The organism is Streptomyces sp. NPDC050439, from assembly GCF_040655335.1.
In the GTDB taxonomy this organism is placed as follows: Bacteria; Actinomycetota; Actinomycetes; order Streptomycetales; family Streptomycetaceae; genus Streptomyces.
This window is the reverse complement of the sequence record NZ_JBFAJT010000002.1, coordinates 440,170-459,322: the sequence shown is the minus strand read 5'-3', so window position 1 is coordinate 459,322 and position 19,153 is coordinate 440,170. Positions and strand designations below refer to the sequence as shown.

The window sequence follows — 19,153 nt, the reverse complement described above, 5'->3', positions numbered from 1 at the left end:
CGGCAATGGCCTCAGGCGGGCTGCTGCGCCGCGTTCATGCGCTCGGCGCGCAGCGCCTCGTACCACCGGTCGTCGGTCGGCGGCAGCGCGTTCACGTCGAGGGCCAGCTTCAGGAGCAGGTCCGCGATCAGCGGGTTGCGGGCCAGGACGGGACCGTGCATGTACGTGCCGAAGACGGTGCCGTTGTACGCGCCCTCGGTGCCGTCGCCCGTGCCGTTGCCACGGCCCAGCGAGACACGTGCCAAGGGCCGTGCGGAGGGGCCGATGTGCGTGATGCCCTGGTGGTTCTCGAAGCCGGTCAGCGGGGGCAGGCCCAGCTGCGGGTCGATGTCGCCCAGGACGTCGCCGACGCAGCGGTCGCCCTCGCCGCGGGTGGAGATCACGTCGAGCAGGCCCAGGCCCGGCTCGCGCTGGCCGAGGTCGTTGATGAACTCCTGGCCCAGGATCTGGTAGCCCGCGCACACCGAGAAGACGATCGCGCCGTTGCCCACGGCGCGCTGCAGTCCGCCGTCGCGGCGCAGGCGCTCGGCCGCCAGGCGCTGCGGGCGGTCCTCACCGCCGCCGATCAGGTAGATGTCGCCGGAGGTGGGGATCGGCTGGTCGCTGCGCACGTCGTAGCGCTCGACCTGGAGGCCGCGCTGGTGGGCGCGGCGCTCCACGACCAGGGCGTTGCCCTGGTCTCCGTACGTGCTGAGCAGGTCGGGGTAGACCCACACCAGCCGCAGGCTGTTGTCGCTCATGCTCATTCGTCCCTACGAGGGTCTAGAGGGTCTGGTGGGGTCAGTTGCCGACGCGGCGGCGCAGGTCCTGGAACGCGGTGTAGTTCGCGATCGTCTCGATGCGTCCGGGCGGCGCCAGCTGCACGGCCTCGTCGAGGGACTCGCAGACCCTGAAGTCCAGGCCGGCGACCTCGAGACGCACGGCGAGGTCCAGCTTGCGGTCGCCGAGCACGAAGATCGGGTGACCGGCCAGGCGCGTGTAGTCGACGTCCCACAGCCAGGAGGTGTCGGTGCCGTCGGCGCCGCGGGCGTTCACGGACAGCACCACCGGGGTGGGCGGCGGGTCGATCAGCGAAAACGTCTCGAGCCAGCCCGCGGGGTTCTTCGCGAGGAGCAGGCGCAGGTCACGGCCCTGGAACTGCACGACGTCATAGCGTCCGGCGACGGCCTGCACCTGGTACATCCGCTCCAGGGCGACCTGCGGCGGCACGCCGAAGACGGCGGCGACGGCGGCCGACGTGGTGGCGTTGGCCTTGTTCGCGCGGCCCGGCAGCTGCAGATGGATCGGCCAGGCCGAGCCGTGCGGGTCGAGGACGTGGTCGCCGGAGAGCACCCAGCTGGGCGCGGGGCGGCGGAAGCCGCACTCGCCGCAGAACCAGTCGTCGCCGGGGCGCTGCATGACACCACCGCAGGAGGGGCACGACCAGGCGTCGTCCTTCCACTCCTGTCCGGCGGCCACCCACACGACGTTCGGCGACGAGGACGCCGCCCAGACGACCAGCGGGTCGTCCGCGTTGGCGATCACGACCGCCTTGGAGCCTGCCAGGCCCTCGCGCCAGTTCTCGGCCATCATGCGGGTCTCCGCGGCACGGTCCAGCTGGTCGCGCGAGAGGTTGAGCAGCGCGATCGCCTTGGGCTCCACGTCGCGGGCGACACCGGCGAGATACTTCTCGTCGACCTCGATCACGCCGAAACGGGCGTCCGAGCCGCCCGCGAGGGCCGAGGTGATCCCGGCCGGCATGTTCGCGCCCAGCGCGTTCGACACGACGGGCCCGCTGGCGCGCAGCGCCTCGGCGAGCAGCCGGGTCGTGGTCGTCTTGCCGTTCGTGGCGGAGACGAGCACCACGTCCAGGTGCGTGGCGAGACGCCCGAGCAGGTCGGGGTCGAGTTTGAGCGATACGCGGCCGCCGATCACCGATCCGCTGCCGCGGCCCGCCGCGCGCGACACCGCCGCGGCCGCCTTGCCCGCCGTCACGGCCAGCTTGGCCCGCGGCGACAGCGGGTCCGTGTTGCCTGCCATCAGTTCTGGATCCTCCTTGCTTACGGCGCCGCGCCTGCCCCCGGCAACGCGATGAACCTCAGCCTATCGAGATCCATTGTCCAGCCCGAACCGCGGCACCACCCCGACCCCGGGGTTCACCAAGGACCGTACCCTTGCGGCCATGCGACACGGCTCGATCCCGGGCGCCTCGGGGCGCGTACGACCTCTGACACTGCTCGGTGACCCCGTGCTGCACAAGCCCTGTGAGGAGGTCGCCGACTTCGGTCCCGAACTGGCCCGGCTCATCGAGGACATGTACGCCACGATGTACGCGGCCCAGGGCGTGGGTCTGGCGGCCAACCAGATCGGCGTGAACCGGCGGGTCTTCGTGTACGACTGCCCGGACGACGACGATGTGCGTCATCTCGGGTACGTGGTGAACCCCCGCCTCGTGGAGGCCGACGGGGTGGTCGTGCGCGGGCCGGAGGGCTGTCTCTCGCTGCCGGGTCTGGAGGCGGGCACGCCGCGCTTCGACCACGCGGTGGTGGAGGGCGTCACGATGCTCGGTGAGCCGGTGCGGGTGCACGGGACCGGCTGGTTCGCGCGCTGCCTGCAGCACGAGTGCGACCACGTGGAGGGCGGCGTCTACACCGATCGCGTCACGGGATGGCGGCGGCGCAAGGTTCTGCGGGCCGCCGCCAGGGCGCCCTGGAGCAGCTGACGTCTCGCGTCGGGCCGCTCCTGAAAGGCCTTCAGAAGCCGGGGCCGCCGACGCGGTCGCCCGCCGCCGCGAGGCGTCCCCACAGCAGGTCGGCCAGGCTGCTGACCAACTCGGCGCGCGGGCAGGGGCGTTCGCCCAGCCACCAGTCGCCCGCCGCGTGCATCATGCCGACGATGCCGTGGCCCCACACACGAGCGAGCTGCGCGCTGCCCGGTCCGAGGTCGACCCGCTCCTCGATGACCTGCGCGAGCTCCTCGCCCATGCGGCGCAGGACGGGTGCGGAGTGCAGTCCCACGTCGAAGCCCTGGTCGCCGGGGGCGGCGGCGTCCGAGGGGTGCATGAGGAAGCGGTAGACCTGCGGGCGGGCCTCGATCGCCGCGAGGTAGGTGTCCAGGGTCTGCTCGACGCGCTCGCGCCGCTCGGCCGGGGCGTCCAGGGCCGCGCGCAGCGCTTCGAGGAGTGCGTCGGTGTGCCGCTTGGCGAGCGCGGCGTACAGGCCGCCCTTGTCGCCGAAGTGCCGGTACAGGATCGGCTTGGTGATGCCGGCCTCCGCGGCGATGGCGTTCATCGAGGCGCCGGGGCCGTCGCGGAGCACCACCCGGTCGGCGGCCTCCAGCAACTCGCGCCGCCGGCGCTCGGCAGACCGTTGCTGATCGGTCTGCTGTGTGGTGGTCTCCATAGCGATTCTCTCCCCGCCCATGCGATTGCGTGACGCACGCGCAACGTAACACCCCGCGTGCGACGGCGATCGAACGGGCGGCCGGGAGTTGACATCGGCTACCCGCCAGTAACAGACTCCAGTTACCGCAAGTAACGCACGTCTTCACCGCAGGTCCTGGAGGGGTCATGGCCGAGTTCACCATGGAGCTCAACGACGAACAGAAGGAGGTCCGGGACTGGCTCCACGGGTTCGCCGCTGACGTGATCCGGCCTGCCGCCGCCGAGTGGGACGAGCGCGAGGAGACCCCTTGGCCGATCATCCAGGAGGCGTCGAAGCTGGGGATCTACTCCCTGGACTTCTACGCCCAGCAGTTCTTCGACCCCACGGGCCTCGGCATCGTGATGGCCACCGAGGAGATCTTCTGGGGTGACGCGGGCATCGGCCTGTCCATCATGGGCACCGGTCTGGCCGCCGTCGGCGTGCTCGCCAATGGCACCGAGGAGCAGATCGGCACCTGGATACCGCAGATGTACGGCGACGTGAACGACGTAAAGGTCGCCGCCTTCTGCTCCTCCGAGCCCGACGCCGGCTCCGACGTGGCGGCGATGCGCACCCGCGCCGTCTACGACGAGGCCAAGGACGAGTGGGTCCTCAACGGCACCAAGACCTGGGCGACCAACGGCGGCATCGCCAACGTCCATGTCGTCGTCGCGGTCGTCGACCCCGAGCTCGGCTCCAAGGGCCACGCCTCCTTCATCATCCCGCCGAACACCCCCGGCCTCTCCCAGGGCCAGAAGTTCAAGAAGCACGGCATCCGCGCCTCGCACACCGCCGAGGTCGTCCTGGAGGACGTCCGCGTCCCCGGCCACTGCCTGCTCGGCGGCAAGGAGAAGCTCGACGAGCGCCTGGCCCGCGCCAAGGAGCGCGCCAAGAAGGGCGGCGAGCGCGTGAAGAACGCGGCGATGGCCACCTTCGAGGCGTCTCGCCCGGCGGTCGGCGCCATGGCCGTCGGCACCGCGCGCGCCGCGTACGAGGAGGCCCTGGAGTACGCCAAGACGCGTACGCAGTTCGGTCGCCCGATCATCGACAACCAGGGCGTCGCCTTCCAGCTCGCCGACATGCGTACGCAGATCGACGCAGCCCGTCTGCTCGTCTGGCGTGCCTCGTGGATGGCGAGCACGGGCAAGAAGTTCGAGTCGGCCGAGGGGTCGATGTCGAAGCTGTACGCGAGCGAGGTCGCCAAGAAGGTCACCGCGCAGGCGGTGCAGATCCTCGGCGGCAACGGCTTCACGCGTGAGTACCCGGTGGAGCGGATGCACCGGGATGCCGCGATCTACACGATCTTCGAGGGCACGAGCGAGATCCAGCGTCTGGTGATCGCGCGCACGCTGTCGGGGATGCCGATTCGCTAGGCGCCGCTGGGCGCCTGCGGCACCAGCTTGATGACGTAGGAGATGGACAGGCAAGTTTGCAAGTTTGCCTGTCCATCTCCTACGGTCGTTCCATGACCGAAAAGCCCGGCGACCCGACCCCCGAGCAGCTCGCCGCCGATCTCACGGCCGTGCTCGGACGCGTCGTGCGGCGGCTGCGGACGGCGTCGCCCGGGGCCGGGCTCAGTGCGTCGCAGCGCACCGTCCTCGCGCTCCTGGACCGGGAGGGGCCCGCCACCACGGCCGCCCTGGCCCGCACGGAGCTCGTGCGGCCGCAGTCGATGCGGATGACGGTGGGCGCCCTGGAGAGCATGGAGCTGGTCGAGCGCGCCCCCGATCCCAGCGACGGGCGGCAGTCCGTCGTCTCGGTGACGGAAAAGGGGCGCCGCACCCTCGCGGACGCGCGCGCCGCCAAGCACGGATGGCTGTCGGGCGCCATCACCGACGGCCTCGATGCCGACGAGCAACGCCAACTGTCCGACGCGGTCGTGCTGTTGGAGCGACTGGTGCACCAGTGAGAGTGCCGGTCCCGGCGCGTCCGAGACCGAAGCCCGACGCCGCCGACGATCAACTCCCCGGCCCCGCCCACGTACGAAAGATCTGAGCCATGACTGCCACCACCCTCGACCCCACCACGGCCCTCGTCCTCGTCGACCTCCAGAAGGGCATCACCGCCCTGCCCACGGCCCACCCCGCCGCGGAGATCGTCGAACGGTCGGCCCGGCTCGCCGGTGCCTTCCGCGAGCGCGGCCTGCCGGTGGTCCTCGTCCGGGTCACCGGCGGCGCCCCCGGGCGCACCGAAGGCCCCGCCCGCGGCGGCGAGGTGCCCGCCGACTGGGCCGACCTGGTCCCCGAACTCGGCCGCCAGGACAGCGACATCGTCGTCACCAAGCAGCAGTGGGGCGCCTTCTACGGCACCGACCTCGACCTCCAGCTGCGCCGCCGGGGCGTCACCCAGGTCGTCGTCGCCGGCATCGCGACGAGCATCGGCGTCGAGTCGACGGCCCGCGCGGCACACGAGCACGGCTACCACGTCACGGTCGCCGTGGACGCGGTGACCGACATGGACGCCCAGGCGCACCGCAACAGCATCGAGAAGATCTTCCCCAGGCTCGGCGAGACGGACACGGCGGAGGCGATCGCGAAGCTGCTCCAGGCGTCCTAGATCTGCGCCTGGGGCGCGTAGACGTACGGCGTCGTCACGCTCAGCGGTGCGAAGCCCAGGCGCCGCAGGATCGGGCGGCTGTCGTCGGAGGCGTCCACCTGGAGGTAGCGGTAGCCGCGGGCGGCGGCGATGCGGGTGCGGTACGCGACCAGGGCGCGGTAGATGCCCTTGCCCCGCCACTGCGGCGCGGTGCCGCCGCCCCACAGGCCGGCGAAGTCGGTGCCGGGGGAGAACTCCATCCGGGCCGAGCTCACCGGTACGTCACCGGCCATCGCGACCACCGCGACGATGGTGTCGGGGGCTTCGGTCAGCTGGGTGAGGACGCGCTGGGCGAGGCGTTCGCCGAGTGCCGCGCTGTCCTCGCCGAAGGCCACGTTGTGGGCGTCCGCCATGAGCCGCACGCCGGACGCGTCGGTCACCGGGAGCAGGCTCACCCCCGCGGGCAGTTCGGGCTCCGTGGACAGATCGGCGACCTCGGCCACCATCACGGTCTCCGGCGGCTCCGGGACGAAACCGGCCGCCCGCAGCCGGTCGGCGAGGTCGGCCGGGCGGTCGTGGGAGTGCAGCTTCCACTCGAAGTCGCGCCCGAGCGAGGTGAAGTGGCGGACCTGCTCGGCGATGACGGCGTCCGCCGTGGCCTCGTCGATGTCCGCCCAGTGGACGCCGTTCCAGTCGTGCGCCGCGCCGGTCTGCCGGACGACGCCTCCGTCCCGCTCGACGCGCGCACCGGGGCTGTCCGCCTGTGCGCCGCGCCGGATCTGCCGGTCGTACGCCGTCAGTACCGCTTGATGATCCATGCGGGCACTTCAGCAGCGGCGGCGGGACGCGGCAACCGATTTTGCCGCGCGCGGTCAGGCGTGCCAGTGGCAGCGGAGGGCGGCGGTGGCGAATCCGGGGCCGAAGGCGACGACGACGCCACGGGCGCCGTCGTCGGGGGGCGCGGCGTGGGTGCGTTCGAGGATCCGCAGGACGCTGACACCACCGAGGTTGCCCTCGTCGGCGAGGGTGTCGGTCGAGTGGCGGATGTCGTGCGGCGTCAGGCTCAGGGCGGCGGCGGTGTCGGAGATGATGCGCGGGCTGCCGGGGTGGATGACGGCGAAGTCCGGTTTCTGTGGTCCGTGCCAGTCCGTGACGGCGGGCAGCACGTCGTCGGCGGCGGTGAGGGCCTTCTTCGTGGAGTCGAAGTGGAACCCGTCGGTGGCGATGCGCCCCTGATAGCGGTCGAGACTGTCCGGCAGGACGTACTCGAAGCTGTCGTCGATGGCCATTCCGGAGGCCGACGGTTCGCCGGTGAGAACGGTAGCGGCGGCGGCGTCCCCGAACAGTGCCTTGTAGATCATCGATTCGATCGTGGTGTCCGCGTGGTTGTAGACCGTGGATATGACCTCCGCGGCGACCACGAGGACCTTGCTGCCGGGGCGGGCGGAGATCAGGTCGGCGGCACGGAGCAGGGCCTGGGCGCCCCCGGCGCAGGCCAGGGTCGTCAGCGCGATGCGACGCACCGTGGGACGCAGCCCCAGGCGGGCCACCAGGTGTACGTCGAGGTTCGGCACCGCCCAGCCGGTGACATGAGCCGTGACGATCGCGTCGATGTCATCGGCCGTGAGCCCGGCGGTGTCGAGGGCCGCATGGGCGGCGCGCTCGGCCATGTCGACGGCATCGCGGAACGCGGTCTCGGCCCGCTCGGTGATGCCGGCCCGGCCCGCGACGGCGGGAGAGTCGACGGGACGCGTGAAATAGCGGGTGTGAACACCGCAGTTGCCCACGACGCGGAGGATCGCGCCGAGCCGGGGATGGTCGGGGTGGTGCGCACGTATGTCATCCGCGATCTCAGCGGTCGTGACCTTGTGGTCGCCGAAGACGGTCCGGGGTCTTGATACGTAGGCGGGCACGAGGTGGCTCCCACTGGCTCGTCGGATGTGGGGGGTGCGGCACAACGTACTTCACCGCGCTGAACTGGTCCCCTCCGACAACCGGAGTCCTGGAAACGTGTCGCTCGGTCAGCGGGCCCGCAGCATGGGAGCGCGCGTGTGGCTTCGCTTCTCGCCGGGGTGGAACACCATGATGATCAGCCGGGCGCCGGGCGCCGTCATCGGCTGCGCCGCACACATCGTCAGCCAGCCGGGGCCCTGTTGGGCGTGGTACAGGGGACGCTCGTCGCCGTCCGGGTGCGAGAAGAAGTCGCCGGCTCCGTAGAGGGGAGCGGCTTCGGGGTCCGCCAGGACTTCCTTCTCTATCTGGCTCAGGACCTCGTCGTCCGGCCGTGCCGCGAGCGCGGCACGCAGCTGGGGCAGGACCATGGGGGCCCAAGCGGAGTGCCAGTCCGTCAGGGACCGTCGCCCCTCGGGATCGAGGAGCATCCAACGCATCGTGTTGCCGGGCACGTTCCCGTTCGGGAACAGCTCGGCGAAGGGTTCGTTGTAGGCGAGCATGTCCCACGACGCGTCGGTGACGTACGCCATGTGCCGGATGCTTTCGACGGCCTCCTGCCAGACGCCCGGGATCTCCTTGCCCGACGACTGGTGCAGCGGGCCCGGAGGTTCCTGCAGCAGCGCGAACCGGCAGAGCGACACCCACTCCTGTTCGTTCAGGCCGAACAGCAGCGCGACATCCCGCAGCAGCGAAGCCGGCGGGTTGGGGTAACTGCCCGACTCCAGGCGGTGGTACGTGCCGATGGCGCGGTGCAGCAGCTGGTCGACCTGGTGCTGCGAGAGACCGCGAGCGCGCCGCCCCTGGCCCGTGGGGCGGCTGAAGCCGTGCGATTCGGGGGCTATGAGGGCGCGTCGTTCGCGGAGCAGAGCGCGGAGCGCCGTCTTGTTCATGGTGGGTAATCCCTCTTGATGCACGCCGAGTTGAGCATCAGCAGTCTAAATATTCTCACCAGCTTTGGTAGTAAAGATTGCCCGAAGAAAAACGATCAGTCGATGCGGCACCATGGAGGGAGCGCGACCACCGACCTGCGAGTTCCGGCGTCGGTGGGCACGCGGACACAAGTGTGGGGCGCCTTGGCCGGGGAGCTTGAAATTGGCTGAAATTCCTCGGCGTCGGGTACCCCCTAGGCCCATTGGGCCGCTGCGGGAAGAGTATGGATCGGTTGTTCGTATTCCGATGAGTGTGGTCGGAAACGTCGCACTCGGGACGTACGGCGCATGACTTCCCGGACCGGTTCCTGGGTCCACTGGCTGCGGCCGGTGCCGTCACTCGCCATTACGTAGCGGCCACGGTACCGGCCGCCCGCGGTTGTCCCCGGGCGGTGCACCCGGGGGAGTCGACCGGGGAGTCACCCGGCGGGGAGCTGCTCCTCGGCCCGGGCCAGGATCTCCGTCACGCGCAGACCGAACCGCACGTCGCAGGCGTGCGGCCGGCCGGATCGTGCCGCGTCGACGAGCGCGTCGACCGCGAGGCGGAACGCGTCGAGTGCCTCGCCCCCCGTCGGCATCAGCGTCGTCCCCGCCTCGCCGCGCAGCTCCACCGTCACCCCCGCGGCCTTCGGCGGCGTGGTCAGGCTCAGCGTCGCCGTGCTCGACGCACCGCCGCTGTGCCGCAGGATCAGATGGACCAGGTCCGCCTGTCCCGCCGCCGCCGTCACGTCGGTGACATCGCCGAGCACCGGCAGCAGGATGGACAGGGCGTGCGGGCCGACGTCCCACAGGCCGCCGCGCCGCGCCCGCCACGGCGAGGAGAACGGGCTCGTCCCGTCCGCCGCGTAGAACGGGCCGTACCAGTCGGCGCGGCCCGTGAACCAGCCCTCCGTCGCCGCCTGCTCCGTCACCCAGGCCGCCGTCGGCCCGGCGAAGCGCAGCGTGAAGAAGACGACGGACGCCACCCGGGCCGCCTCGGCGGCCGCCGCGAGCTCGCGTGCCGCGGCCGGCGTCGTCGCCACCGGCTTGTCCAGGAGCAGATGGCAGCCCGCCGCCGCGGCCCGCGCGGCCAGCGGTGCCTGCACGTCCGGGGGTACGGCGAACGCCACGGCGTCGCTCGCGGCGAACAGGTCGTCCACCTCCGTGTACGCCGTGGTCGCGTGCGCCGACGCCAGCGCGGCCGCCGCGTCGGGCCGCCGCCCCCACACGCCGGAGAGCTCCGCTTCCGGGTGCGCGGCGAGCGCGGGAGCATGCGTGGACGAGGCCCAGGGACCCGTGCCGGCCAGTCCAATGCGCAATCTCTTCATGGTCGGCATTATGGCTGACTCCATACCGTCCGTTGCGGCGAAGCCCAGTGGCCGCACGGCAGTTGGCCGCTCTTCGTTCTTGTGTCCAAGGCCCCGGTGGCTTGATCTCGATTCCGAACTCGGCGGTGGTGAAAGCCCATTCACCCGCTATGGTGAATTCCCATTCACCTCCTTTCGCCTTCCTTCACTTCTCCGGAGTTTCGTGTCCACGCTGGAGCGATCATGAAGTTCGCCCCGAAATCTTCCGCAGATAGCGCAGGCATATGCGCCCGCCGCGACGCCGAAGCGACGAAAGCCGCCATCATCCGCGCTGCCCGGTACCTCCTGGCCCGGCACGCGCACGCCGACATCACGCTCAGGGCGGTGGCCGAACGGGCCGGTGTGAGCGCGCCCCTGATCCTGAAGTACTTCGGAAACAAGGAGGCGCTCTTCGCCCGCGTCATGTCCTTCGAGGCCGACGCCGAGGCACTGCTGGACGCGCCCCTGGCCGCCCTGGGCCGCCACATGGTCCACCACCTGCTGACCGGCCAGGCCGAGCACGGCGCCGATCCCATCCTGCGGATCGTCTTCGCGCCGCTCCACCGGGAGCAGGGCGACACCCTGCGCGACAACTTCCGTGCGCAGGTGGTGGACCGGCTCAGGGAGCGCCTCGAAGGACCGGACGCGGGCGTACGCGCCGAGCTGGCGGTGGGCACGCTGCTCGGCCTCGGCGTGATGTACGGGATAGCCCGCGGGCCGCACGTGCGCGGCACACCCGTCGCCGAAATCACCGCGCGCTACGCACCCACCGTGCAGGCTTTCCTCACGCCCCCCGAGGGGCAGCCCTGAACCCCGCCGACCTCCGAAACGGAGAGCACGCATGACGAACGCGAGTGAACGCCCCGCCCTGGCAGCCGAGTTGGGCATGGAGCCGCACCCCGAAGGCGGCTGGTTCGTCGAGACCTGGGCGTCGGACCACTCCTTCACGCCCGCCGGCTACCCCGGCGCCCGTACGGCGGCCACCGCCATCTACTTCCTGCTCTGCCCGGGAGAGGAGTCCCGCTGGCACCTGGTGCGCTCGGACGAGATCTGGCTGTGGCACCGCGGAGGACCGCTCGACCTGCGCCTGGGAGGAGACGGCGAGGCCCCGAAGGAGGGGGCGGCGCCCATGCGTCTGGGTCCGGGCGTCGAGCGCGGTGAGCGCCCGCAGATCCTGGTGCCCGGCGGCGTGTGGCAGGCGGCGCGCCCCGCCGGTGACGAACCGGTCCTGGTGAGCTGCGTCGTCGCGCCCGGCTTCGACTACGCGGACTTCCGGCTCGCGGACTGACGAGGTGTCGCCGTCGCGGGCGCGTCCTGCGACGAGCGCACCACCGGGCGCGCGGAGCTCTTCCCGCGGTGCACGACGCCGACCGCCGCGAGCCCGACCACCAGGCCCAACGCCGTCTGTACGCCGAAGTGTTCGCCGAACATCAAGGCTCCCCACACGGCCGTGACCGGCGCCATCAGGAACATGAGCGTGTTGACCTGCGTGACCCCGGAGCGCCGCAGGATCAGCCAGTAGAGCCCGTACCCGCCGAAGGTGGAGAGCGTCACCAGCCAGCTGATCGCCACCCAGAACGAAGCCTCCGCAGGCGGGGTCGCGGCGCCCGCGCCCACGGCCAGCGCCGTGAAGATGACGGCGCTGGTCACGCAGTGGACCGTCATGGAGACCGCCGGGGCGACGGGGCGGGGGGAGCGGCGGTCCAGGAAGGTCGCCGCGACCAGCGAGAACATCCCGAGGAACGGCACCGCGTAGGCCCACCAAGGGGCGTCGGTGCCGCCCGTGGCGTCCGCCGCGGTCACGATGACGACCCCGGTCACGCCGAGGGCGAGGCCCAGCCACTGGGTGCGCGAGACGTACTGGCCGAGCAGTGGTCCGGCCAGGGCGCCCGCCACCAGGGGCTGGGTGCCGTCGATCAGGGCGGTGGTGCCGCTGGATACGCCGAGCTGGATCGCGTAGTACACGGTGAGCAGATAACCGCTCTGTGACAGCGTGCCGACCGCGGCCTGCCGTATCGCGTCACGGGTCGTGAAGCCGCGCCAGGACGCCCGCGCCACGGTGAGGGCGACGACCGCGAGCACGAGGGCCAGCGGCAGGAACCGCCACATCAGGACCGTCACGGCGGACGCGCTCCCGGCGCCCAGCTTGGCCCCGATGAAACCCGAGCTCCAGGTCAGGACGAACGCGGTCGAGAGCAGGACGTTCATGTCGTTCCTCCGAGCGAGGTATACAGATCTGTCTACTCTGCCGCGAGTATACAGATCGGTTTACCATGGGGGCATGACCGAGCTGCTGAGTGAGATCGTGAGAAGCGCCGGCGGGGCGGAGGGCGCACCGCACCGGATCGTCATGACGCCGGCCGCGCGGCGCGCCCTGGACGCCGCGAGCGCGCTGTTCTACGACCGCGGGATCCATGCCGTCGGGGTGGATCTCATCGCCGCCGAGGCCGGTGTCACCAAGAAGACGCTCTACGACCGCTTCGGCTCCAAGGAGCAGATCGTGGTCGAGTACCTGGCGGCCCGTGACGAGCGCTGGCAGGCCTTCCTCGGGCCGTACGTCGAGTCCGCGAGCACCCCGACGGCCAGAATCCTGGCCGTCTTCGACGCCTCGCGCGACTGGGCCGGCGCGCACGGCGACAAGGGCTGCAGCATGGTCAACGCGCACGCCGAGATCAGCGACCCCGCGCACCCCGCGTACCGGGTCATCGCCGGCCAGAAGGCGTGGATGCTCGCCCTGTTCACCGGCCTCGCCCGCGCCGTCGCGCCCCGGCGGGCGGCGGAACTCGGCCGGACGCTCATGCTGCTGCACGAGGGCGCCCTGGTCGCCCACGGCCTGCGCATCTTCCCGGACGCGATCGACCACGCCCGCGAAGAGGCGGCAGTACTGCTCTCGGCCCGGGTCTGACTGGCCCGGGAATCAGTGCCGTCTCACTGTCCCGAACAGTTGCGCACCGCCGGCTGCGGCGGGACCCGGCCCTCGGCATCGGGTTCCACCGTGGTCGCGAGGGTGTCGAGGAAGCGCTGGAGAGCGGGGGCGCCACCGGGGCCCAGGCTGCGGCGGATGGGCGGCACGGTCGCCGGGGCGTCCGCACCGCGCCGGGCCCCCGCGGTGGGGCAGGGCGCTTCCGCGGCGTCGACGGTCACGGCCCGGCGTATGAACTCGTCGACCGGGAGCCCGAGCTGGTCCGCGTTCCGCAGGACCGCCTCGTACTCGTCGGGCGTGAACAAGACCTGCACAGGCTTGGCACCGTCCATGAACGCATGATGCCGCTCGGGGGGTGCGCCGCGCGGTGCGGTTGGCATATTCGCCCTCGAAGGCGTGAAACGGCCCCGAGTGGACATGAACGGTCGGAAATAGAGGTAGGCCCCGACCGGACGGGGGAATCGCGATCGGGACCTACGTACTGTTCAACGGTGAACCAACGATCAGTGTTCCCAGGTAGGGAGCCTGTCGCTGTGAGCTGCGTTACGTGTCGGCAAGGGAACGCGCGACGCGGAATCCCACGTCGTCGATGCGGAACGTCGGGTGGCTGCGGCGCCGCACCGAGGCCCGGCAGCTCCAGTGCTCGTCGAACCACCCACCGCCCCGCAGCACCCGATAGGCGCCGTACACCTCGGGGTCGTACAGGTCCCAGCACCACTCCCACACGTTGCCGAGCATGTCGTGCAGGCCCCACGCGTTGGGCTGCTTGCCGCCCACCTCGTGGATCCGCCCCGAGCCGTTGCCGCCGTGCCAGGCGATCTCGTCGAGCGGCCCGTACCGCGCACCGGTCGTGCCCGCCCTGCAGGCGTGTTCCCATTCGGCCTCGGTCGGCAGCCGGTATCCGTCGGCGGTGCGGTCCCACTCGGAGCCCTCGCCGTCGTCGCCCTCGCCGTCGTTGCCGAGCCGATAGGCGGGCGTCAGGCCCTCGCGCAGGGACAGCGCGTTGCAGAAGCGGACCGCGTCCAGCCAGGAGACGCCCTCCACGGGCAGCCGGTCGCCGCGCGCGGTGCTCGGCCGCTCGCCGGTGACCTCCGCGTACTGCTCCTGGGTGACGGGGAACGGCGCGAGCTCGTGGGCCGCGACCTCCACCGCCCAGCTTCGCTGTGTCCGCCGGTCCGACAGCGTCACCTGCCCCGCCTCGACGCTGATCATCTTGTGCTCCGTACTCAGGTCGACAGCAGGCGGGCCGCACGCATCTGCAGGTAGCGCGTCTCGGGGATGCTCAGCGTACGCTTGGCCGCCAACTGGTAGGCGGCGCGGGCCGCTTCCGTCTCGCCCGCCCGCTCCAGGAGATGGGCGCGCACGGCGTCGAGCCGGTGATGCCCGGCCAACCGGTCCTCGATCGCCGCCACTTCGGCGAGTCCGGCGCGCGGTCCGTGCACCATGGCGAAGGCCACGGCCCGGCTGAGCTCGGCCATGGGTTCGGGAGCGCGGCGCACGAGAAGGTCGTAGAGGGCGAGGATCTGCGGCCAGTCGGTGTCGGCGGCGCGCGCGGCCTCGTCGTGCAGCGCGGCGATCGCGGCCTGCAACTGGTAGGCGCCCGCCGGGCCCTGGGACAGGGCCTTCTCGACCAGACCGCAGCCCTCCTCGATCGCGCGCCGGTCCCAGCGTGAGCGGTCCTGCTCGTCGAGCGGGATGAGTTCCCCGTGCGGGCCCGTGCGGGCCGCGCTGCGCGCCTCGGTGAGCAGCATCAGCGCGAGCAGCCCGGTCACCGCGCCCTCGTCGGGCAGCAGTGTGCGCACGGACCGGGTGAGCCGGATCGCCTCGCGCGCCAGATCCGAGCGGTGCAGGGCGCTGCCGGAGGTCGCCGTGTACCCCTCGTTGAAGATCAGGTAGAGCACCTGCAGCACCACCGTGAGCCGCTGATCACGGTCCTTCGGGCCGGGCTGCCGGAACGGCACGCCCTTGACCTTCGCCTTCGCCCTGCTGATGCGCTGCGCCATCGTCGCCTCGGGCACGAGATGCGCGCGGGCGATCTCGGCCGTGGTCAGTCCGCCGACCGCGCGCAGCGTGAGGGCCACCTGCGCGGCCGGGCTCAGATCCGGCTGGCAGCACAGGAAGAGCAGGGTCAGGGTGTCGTCGTCGGACGGTGCGCGGCTCTCGCCCGGCGGGGGCGCCGTGAAGGTGTCCCGGGGCGACAGCTGGGCCGCCTCCTCCTCGCGCCTGCGCCGGGCCTCGTCACTGCGCAGCTGGTCCATGAGCCGCCGCGACGCGACCCTGATCAGCCAGCCGCGGGGGTTCTCGGGAACGCCCTGTTCGGGCCACTGACGCGCCGCGGCGAGCAGCGCCTCCTGTACGGCGTCCTCGGCCTCGCCGAAGTGCCCGTACCGGCGCATGAGCGCGCCGAGGACCTGCGGCGCGTGCAGGCGCAGCAGGTCCTCGACCGCGGCTGTGCTGTTCAGGACGCGTCGTCCGGGCCGCCCATGATGGGGCGGATCACCACGGGGTAGTTCGGGGCGCCATCGGGGATCGGGCACTGCTGGATGCGGTTGGCGATCTCGGTGACGCGGTCCAGGCTCTCGCACTCCAGGACCCAGTAACCGGCGAGGACTTCCTTCGTCTCGCCGTAGGGACCGTCCGTGATGACGGGGCGGCCTTCCTTGTCCACGTCGACCAGGCGGGTCCGGGCCGGCTCGGCGAGACCCTGCCCGTCGACCAGCTCGCCGGACTCGGCCAGGTCGTTGTTGAGCGCGCCCATGAAGGCGAACATCGCCTGCAGGTCCTTCTCGCTCCACGACGGGCTCGTCGCGTTGGCCTTGCCGCTCTGCGCCTCGTAGTCCGCCTGCGTGCCCTGCACCATCACCAGGTACTTCATGACGTCTCTCCTCGACTGTGCGGTGGTCACCCCTTGTGGGCAACTCTCACAGGGGACGTCGGGGCCGACCACCTGTTCTCGACATTACGCCGGAAGAAATTCCGTGACTTCTTGAAAGGGCCGCCCGGACCCCGCCCACCAGGACGTTTCGGTGGTCGCCGAACCGCCGCGCGGCTACCGTCCCCGGCATGACCTACGCACAGCGAGCCGAGCAGTTCCGCGCCCTGCACCGCACCGGCGAACCCCTGCTGCTGCCCAACGCCTGGGACCACGCCTCCGCCGCGGCGCTCGCCCACGGCGGCTTCCCGGCGATCGGCACCACGAGCCTGGGCGTGGCCTCCGCCGCCGGCAAGGCGGACGCCACCGGCGGCACACGGGACGAGACCCTGAGCCTGGCCCGCGGCCTGGCAAGGCTGCCCGCACTGGTCACCGTGGACATCGAGGGCGGCTTCAGCGACCGGCCGGGCGAGGTCGCGGCGCTCGCGGCGGAACTCGCGGGGGCAGGTGTCGTCGGCGTGAACATCGAGGACGGCCGCCCGGACGGGACGCTGACCGACACCGTGCTGCAGTGCGAGCTGATCCGCGCGGTCAAGGAAGCGGCCCCCGGCCTGTTCGTCAACGCGCGCACCGACACGTACTGGCTGCGGGCCGGGGGAGCGGGCGAGACCGAGCGGCGGGCCGCCGACTACCAACTGGCGGGAGCCGACGGCCTGTTCGTCCCCGGGCTGCAGGACGAGAAGGCCATCACGGAACTGGTCGAAGGGATGGCCGGCCTGCCGCTGAACATCCTCTACGCGCCCGGCGCCCTGACCTACGAACGCCTCGCCGAGCTCGGCGTGCGCCGGGTGAGCAGCGGCTCGCTGCTCTTCCGCGCCGCGCTGCACGGAGCCGTCGAGGCGGCACGGGCGATCGCCCGGGGCGGCGCAGTGCCCCAGGACCTGCCCTCGTACGCGGACGCCCAGGCGCTCTCGGCGGCTTACGGCGAGGAGGCGTAGGGCGGCCCGTCGGCGTCCGGCCCACCGGGCCGCCCCGGCGTCTCGTCTCCGCCGTCCCGGGGTCCGCCTCCGTCGCGCTTCTCGTCCCCGTGGCCCGGCCACCACGCCCTGTGCCCGATCAGCGCCGTCAGCGCGGGCGTGAAGATCATCGCCATGACGAAGGCGGCGATGAGGATGCCGAAGGAGAGGGAGAAGCCCATCTGGGAGAGCGTCGAGTTGCCCGCGAGCATCAGCGTCGCGAACGTACCCGCCAGGATCACGCCCGCCGAGCCGATCGTCGGGCCCGAGTGGCGCACCGCCGTGCCCGCCGCGTCGTGCGGGGTGCGGCCCTCGCGGGCCTCCTCGCGCAGTCGCGACACCATGAGGATGTTGTAGTCCGTGCCGAGGGCGACCACGAACAAGTACATGATGACGGGCAGCATGAACATCAACCCGGGCTGGCTGCCGATCTGTTGGAAGAGCAGCGAGGTCGCGCCCAGGGTCGCGCCGAAGCCGAGCGCGACCGACAGCATCAGATACCAGGGCGCCACCAGGCTCCGCAGGAGCAGGCCGAGGATGACCATGATGGCGAGGGCGGCCACCGGGAAGACCACCGAGTAGTCCCGGTCCACGGCCTTGTTGATGTCGACGTACACCGCGGTCGTCCCTCCGACGAGTGCTTCGGTGCCGGCCGGGGCGTCCTCGTGGGCGACCGGGCGCAGGCGGTCCTTCACGGTCTCCAGGGCCTTGTCGGAGGCGGGCGGATCCGAGAGCACCACGGAGAACGACGCGGTGCCGCCGTCCTTGCTCAGCCGGGGCGGGGAAACCTCGCCCACGCCCTCGACCTTGTCCAGCTGCCCCCGGAAGGCGGCCGTCCGCGCTGCGGGCAGCGAGCCGTCGTCCGTCGAGGTGAGGTAGACGAAGGTGGGGTCGGTGGTGCCCGCGGGGAAGCCCTTCTGGAGGTCCTTCAGGGCGACCATCGACTCCTTGTCCTTGGGCAGCGAGGAGCCCGCGAGGTCGAAGTTGGCCCGGTAGCCGAGGGCGCCGAGCGTGAGGGCGCCCATGAACAGCGCCGACACCAGCGCCCAGACCGCCGGCTTACGGGCGACGGAGGCGCCGAGCCGCGCGAACCCGGTGCCCTGCGGCTCCCGCTGCCACGACTTCGAGGGCCAGAACACCTTGGTGCCGAGCAGCGAGACGACGGCGGGGACCAGGGTGAGCCCGGCGAGCAGCGTCACGAAGACCGCGATGGCCAGGGCGGGCCCCATGGAACGCAGCATGCCGAGCGAGGAGAGCGTGAGGGCGGCGAAGGCGACGATGACGGCGCCGGCCGCCGAGGTGATCGCCTCGCCGACCCGCTCGACGGCGTGCACCATGGCGCTCTTGGAATCCTCGCCCGCCCGCAGGGCCTCCCGGTAGCGGAAGAGCAGGAACAGGATGTAGTCCGTGCCGACGCCGAACAGGACGACGGTGAGCAGTTCCTGGATGGAGGAGTCGGCCTTCATGTCGAAGGCCTTGTTCGCGGAGGCGATGAGGCCGGTCGCCATCGGCGAGATGAGGCCGATCAGGACCACGGGGAGCAGTGCGATGATCGGGCTCCGGAAGATCACCAGGAGCAGCACGATGATGATCACGATCGTGCCCACGCCGACCAGGAGTCCGGCCCGCTCCGACGCGTCGCTCTCGTCGAGTGCCTGGGCGGCGGAGCCGGTGATCCCGGCCGAGAGGTCCGTGCCCTTCAGCTCGGGTCGGAGGTCGGAGCGCAGCTCCTCGACCGCGTCCTGCTGCGCGGTGTCCTCGGGGTCGGTGAGCTTCGGCATCGCGACGACCGACGTCTGCACCAGCTTGTTGGGCGAGACCGCGCCGGGCACCACCGCCTGCACCTCGGGGATCTTCTTGGCCTGCAGATCCCCGGAGACGCGGGTGACGTCCGCGGAGTCGGCCGCCGTCAGCTTTCCGCCGTCGGAGCGCTGGAAGACGATGATCGCGCCGACGTTCTGCTGCTTGGGGAACTCCGCTTCCTGCACGTCCGCCGCGCGGATGGACTCGTAATGGTCCGGCAGGAAGCTCGCCTCGTCGCTGCTGGAGGTGAGTTTCGGCGCCAGGGAGATCACGGCGCCGGCCGCCACGACCCACGCCAGGATGATCCACCACGGGCGACGGACCACGAATCGGCCCAGGCCAGAGAACATCGGCTGCTGCCTCTCCCTCGCCCCCGAGGCGTAACGGCGCGTTCTG

At 71.5% G+C, this 19,153-nt stretch carries 21 protein-coding genes; 8 read left to right on the top strand and 13 right to left on the bottom strand.

Annotated features, from left to right (window positions below; translation table 11 throughout):
* Positions 1-11 precede the first annotated feature (11 nt).
* Positions 12-740 (bottom strand): glutamine amidotransferase, encoded by a 729-nt coding sequence (locus AB0I66_RS09160; protein ID WP_363207123.1) that lies wholly within the window; start codon positions 738-740, stop codon positions 12-14.
* Between the two features lie 40 nt (positions 741-780).
* On the bottom strand, positions 781-2,019 hold the full coding sequence (locus AB0I66_RS09155; protein WP_344519320.1) for a MurT ligase domain-containing protein: 1,239 nt from the start codon (positions 2,017-2,019) through the stop codon (positions 781-783).
* Positions 2,020-2,161: 142 nt separating this feature from the next.
* Between AB0I66_RS09155 and def the strand changes: the two genes are divergently transcribed.
* Positions 2,162-2,701, top strand: a complete 540-nt coding sequence (def, locus tag AB0I66_RS09150; protein ID WP_363207122.1) for a peptide deformylase — start codon at positions 2,162-2,164, stop codon at positions 2,699-2,701.
* 31 nt (positions 2,702-2,732) lie between these two features.
* On the opposite strand, the gene AB0I66_RS09145 is transcribed toward def, so the two are convergent.
* On the bottom strand, positions 2,733-3,380 hold the full coding sequence (locus AB0I66_RS09145; RefSeq protein ID WP_363207121.1) for a TetR family transcriptional regulator: 648 nt from the start codon (positions 3,378-3,380) through the stop codon (positions 2,733-2,735).
* 167 nt (positions 3,381-3,547) lie between these two features.
* Here AB0I66_RS09145 and AB0I66_RS09140 point away from each other — a divergent pair, with 167 nt between their 5' ends.
* The 3 genes from AB0I66_RS09140 to AB0I66_RS09130 all read left to right on the top strand — a co-directional run bounded on the left by AB0I66_RS09140 (position 3,548) and on the right by AB0I66_RS09130 (position 5,957).
* The gene (locus AB0I66_RS09140; RefSeq protein WP_363207120.1) at positions 3,548-4,774 is read left to right on the top strand and encodes an acyl-CoA dehydrogenase family protein; all 1,227 of its coding nucleotides are present in this window, start codon (positions 3,548-3,550) and stop codon (positions 4,772-4,774) included.
* A gap of 92 nt (positions 4,775-4,866) precedes the next feature.
* Positions 4,867-5,310 (top strand): MarR family transcriptional regulator, encoded by a 444-nt coding sequence (locus tag AB0I66_RS09135; RefSeq protein ID WP_363207119.1) that lies wholly within the window; start codon positions 4,867-4,869, stop codon positions 5,308-5,310.
* Positions 5,311-5,399: 89 nt separating this feature from the next.
* Positions 5,400-5,957 (top strand): isochorismatase family protein, encoded by a 558-nt coding sequence (locus tag AB0I66_RS09130; protein ID WP_363207118.1) that lies wholly within the window; start codon positions 5,400-5,402, stop codon positions 5,955-5,957.
* Here the strand turns inward: AB0I66_RS09130 and AB0I66_RS09125 are convergent.
* From AB0I66_RS09125 to AB0I66_RS09110, 4 genes are all read right to left on the bottom strand, one after another.
* Positions 5,954-6,754: a GNAT family N-acetyltransferase gene (locus AB0I66_RS09125; protein ID WP_363207117.1), complete on the bottom strand. Its 801-nt coding sequence runs from the start codon at positions 6,752-6,754 to the stop codon at positions 5,954-5,956. The two genes, AB0I66_RS09130 and AB0I66_RS09125, sit on opposite strands and share 4 nt — an antisense overlap.
* Positions 6,755-6,808: 54 nt before the next feature.
* Entirely contained in the window at positions 6,809-7,849 is a 1,041-nt protein-coding gene (locus tag AB0I66_RS09120; protein WP_363207116.1) for a PhlD, read from the bottom strand.
* Between the two features lie 108 nt (positions 7,850-7,957).
* Positions 7,958-8,779, bottom strand: a complete 822-nt coding sequence (locus tag AB0I66_RS09115) for a helix-turn-helix domain-containing protein (protein WP_363207115.1) — start codon at positions 8,777-8,779, stop codon at positions 7,958-7,960.
* A gap of 458 nt (positions 8,780-9,237) precedes the next feature.
* Positions 9,238-10,125: a Gfo/Idh/MocA family oxidoreductase gene (locus tag AB0I66_RS09110; RefSeq protein WP_363207114.1), complete on the bottom strand. Its 888-nt coding sequence runs from the start codon at positions 10,123-10,125 to the stop codon at positions 9,238-9,240.
* A 222-nt stretch (positions 10,126-10,347) separates the two neighbouring features.
* Here AB0I66_RS09110 and AB0I66_RS09105 point away from each other — a divergent pair, with 222 nt between their 5' ends.
* Positions 10,348-10,953, top strand: a complete 606-nt coding sequence (locus tag AB0I66_RS09105; protein WP_363207113.1) for a TetR family transcriptional regulator — start codon at positions 10,348-10,350, stop codon at positions 10,951-10,953.
* Between the two features lie 31 nt (positions 10,954-10,984).
* Complete coding sequence (locus tag AB0I66_RS09100) at positions 10,985-11,431, top strand: cupin domain-containing protein (RefSeq protein WP_363207112.1); 447 nt, start codon at positions 10,985-10,987, stop codon at positions 11,429-11,431.
* Here the strand turns inward: AB0I66_RS09100 and AB0I66_RS09095 are convergent.
* The gene (locus tag AB0I66_RS09095) at positions 11,404-12,351 is read right to left on the bottom strand and encodes a DMT family transporter (RefSeq protein ID WP_363207111.1); all 948 of its coding nucleotides are present in this window, start codon (positions 12,349-12,351) and stop codon (positions 11,404-11,406) included. The genes AB0I66_RS09100 and AB0I66_RS09095 overlap by 28 nt on opposite strands.
* A gap of 142 nt (positions 12,352-12,493) precedes the next feature.
* On the opposite strand from AB0I66_RS09095, the gene AB0I66_RS09090 reads away from it, so the two are divergent.
* On the top strand, positions 12,494-13,048 hold the full coding sequence (locus tag AB0I66_RS09090) for a helix-turn-helix domain-containing protein (RefSeq protein ID WP_363207848.1): 555 nt from the start codon (positions 12,494-12,496) through the stop codon (positions 13,046-13,048).
* A 23-nt stretch (positions 13,049-13,071) separates the two neighbouring features.
* Here the strand turns inward: AB0I66_RS09090 and AB0I66_RS09085 are convergent, their stop codons facing one another.
* The 4 genes from AB0I66_RS09085 to AB0I66_RS09070 all read right to left on the bottom strand — a co-directional run bounded on the left by AB0I66_RS09085 (position 13,072) and on the right by AB0I66_RS09070 (position 15,941).
* Entirely contained in the window at positions 13,072-13,398 is a 327-nt protein-coding gene (locus tag AB0I66_RS09085) for a hypothetical protein (RefSeq protein ID WP_363207110.1), read from the bottom strand.
* A gap of 211 nt (positions 13,399-13,609) precedes the next feature.
* Positions 13,610-14,278 carry an SUMF1/EgtB/PvdO family nonheme iron enzyme gene (locus AB0I66_RS09080; protein WP_363207109.1) on the bottom strand — a complete coding sequence of 223 codons (669 nt, stop codon included), beginning with the start codon at positions 14,276-14,278 and terminating at the stop codon, positions 13,610-13,612.
* Between the two features lie 14 nt (positions 14,279-14,292).
* A complete protein-coding gene (locus AB0I66_RS09075; protein WP_363207847.1) occupies positions 14,293-15,528 on the bottom strand; it encodes a sigma-70 family RNA polymerase sigma factor in 1,236 nt (411 codons plus the stop codon).
* Positions 15,525-15,941 carry a YciI family protein gene (locus AB0I66_RS09070; protein ID WP_363207108.1) on the bottom strand — a complete coding sequence of 139 codons (417 nt, stop codon included), beginning with the start codon at positions 15,939-15,941 and terminating at the stop codon, positions 15,525-15,527. The genes AB0I66_RS09075 and AB0I66_RS09070 overlap by 4 nt, the downstream gene beginning before the upstream one ends.
* A gap of 188 nt (positions 15,942-16,129) precedes the next feature.
* Here AB0I66_RS09070 and AB0I66_RS09065 point away from each other — a divergent pair, with 188 nt between their 5' ends.
* On the top strand, positions 16,130-16,936 hold the full coding sequence (locus tag AB0I66_RS09065; protein ID WP_363207107.1) for an isocitrate lyase/phosphoenolpyruvate mutase family protein: 807 nt from the start codon (positions 16,130-16,132) through the stop codon (positions 16,934-16,936).
* Here AB0I66_RS09065 and AB0I66_RS09060 read toward each other — a convergent pair.
* Positions 16,918-19,107: an MMPL family transporter gene (locus AB0I66_RS09060; protein ID WP_363207106.1), complete on the bottom strand. Its 2,190-nt coding sequence runs from the start codon at positions 19,105-19,107 to the stop codon at positions 16,918-16,920. The two genes, AB0I66_RS09065 and AB0I66_RS09060, sit on opposite strands and share 19 nt — an antisense overlap.
* Between the last annotated feature and the right edge of the window lie 46 nt (positions 19,108-19,153).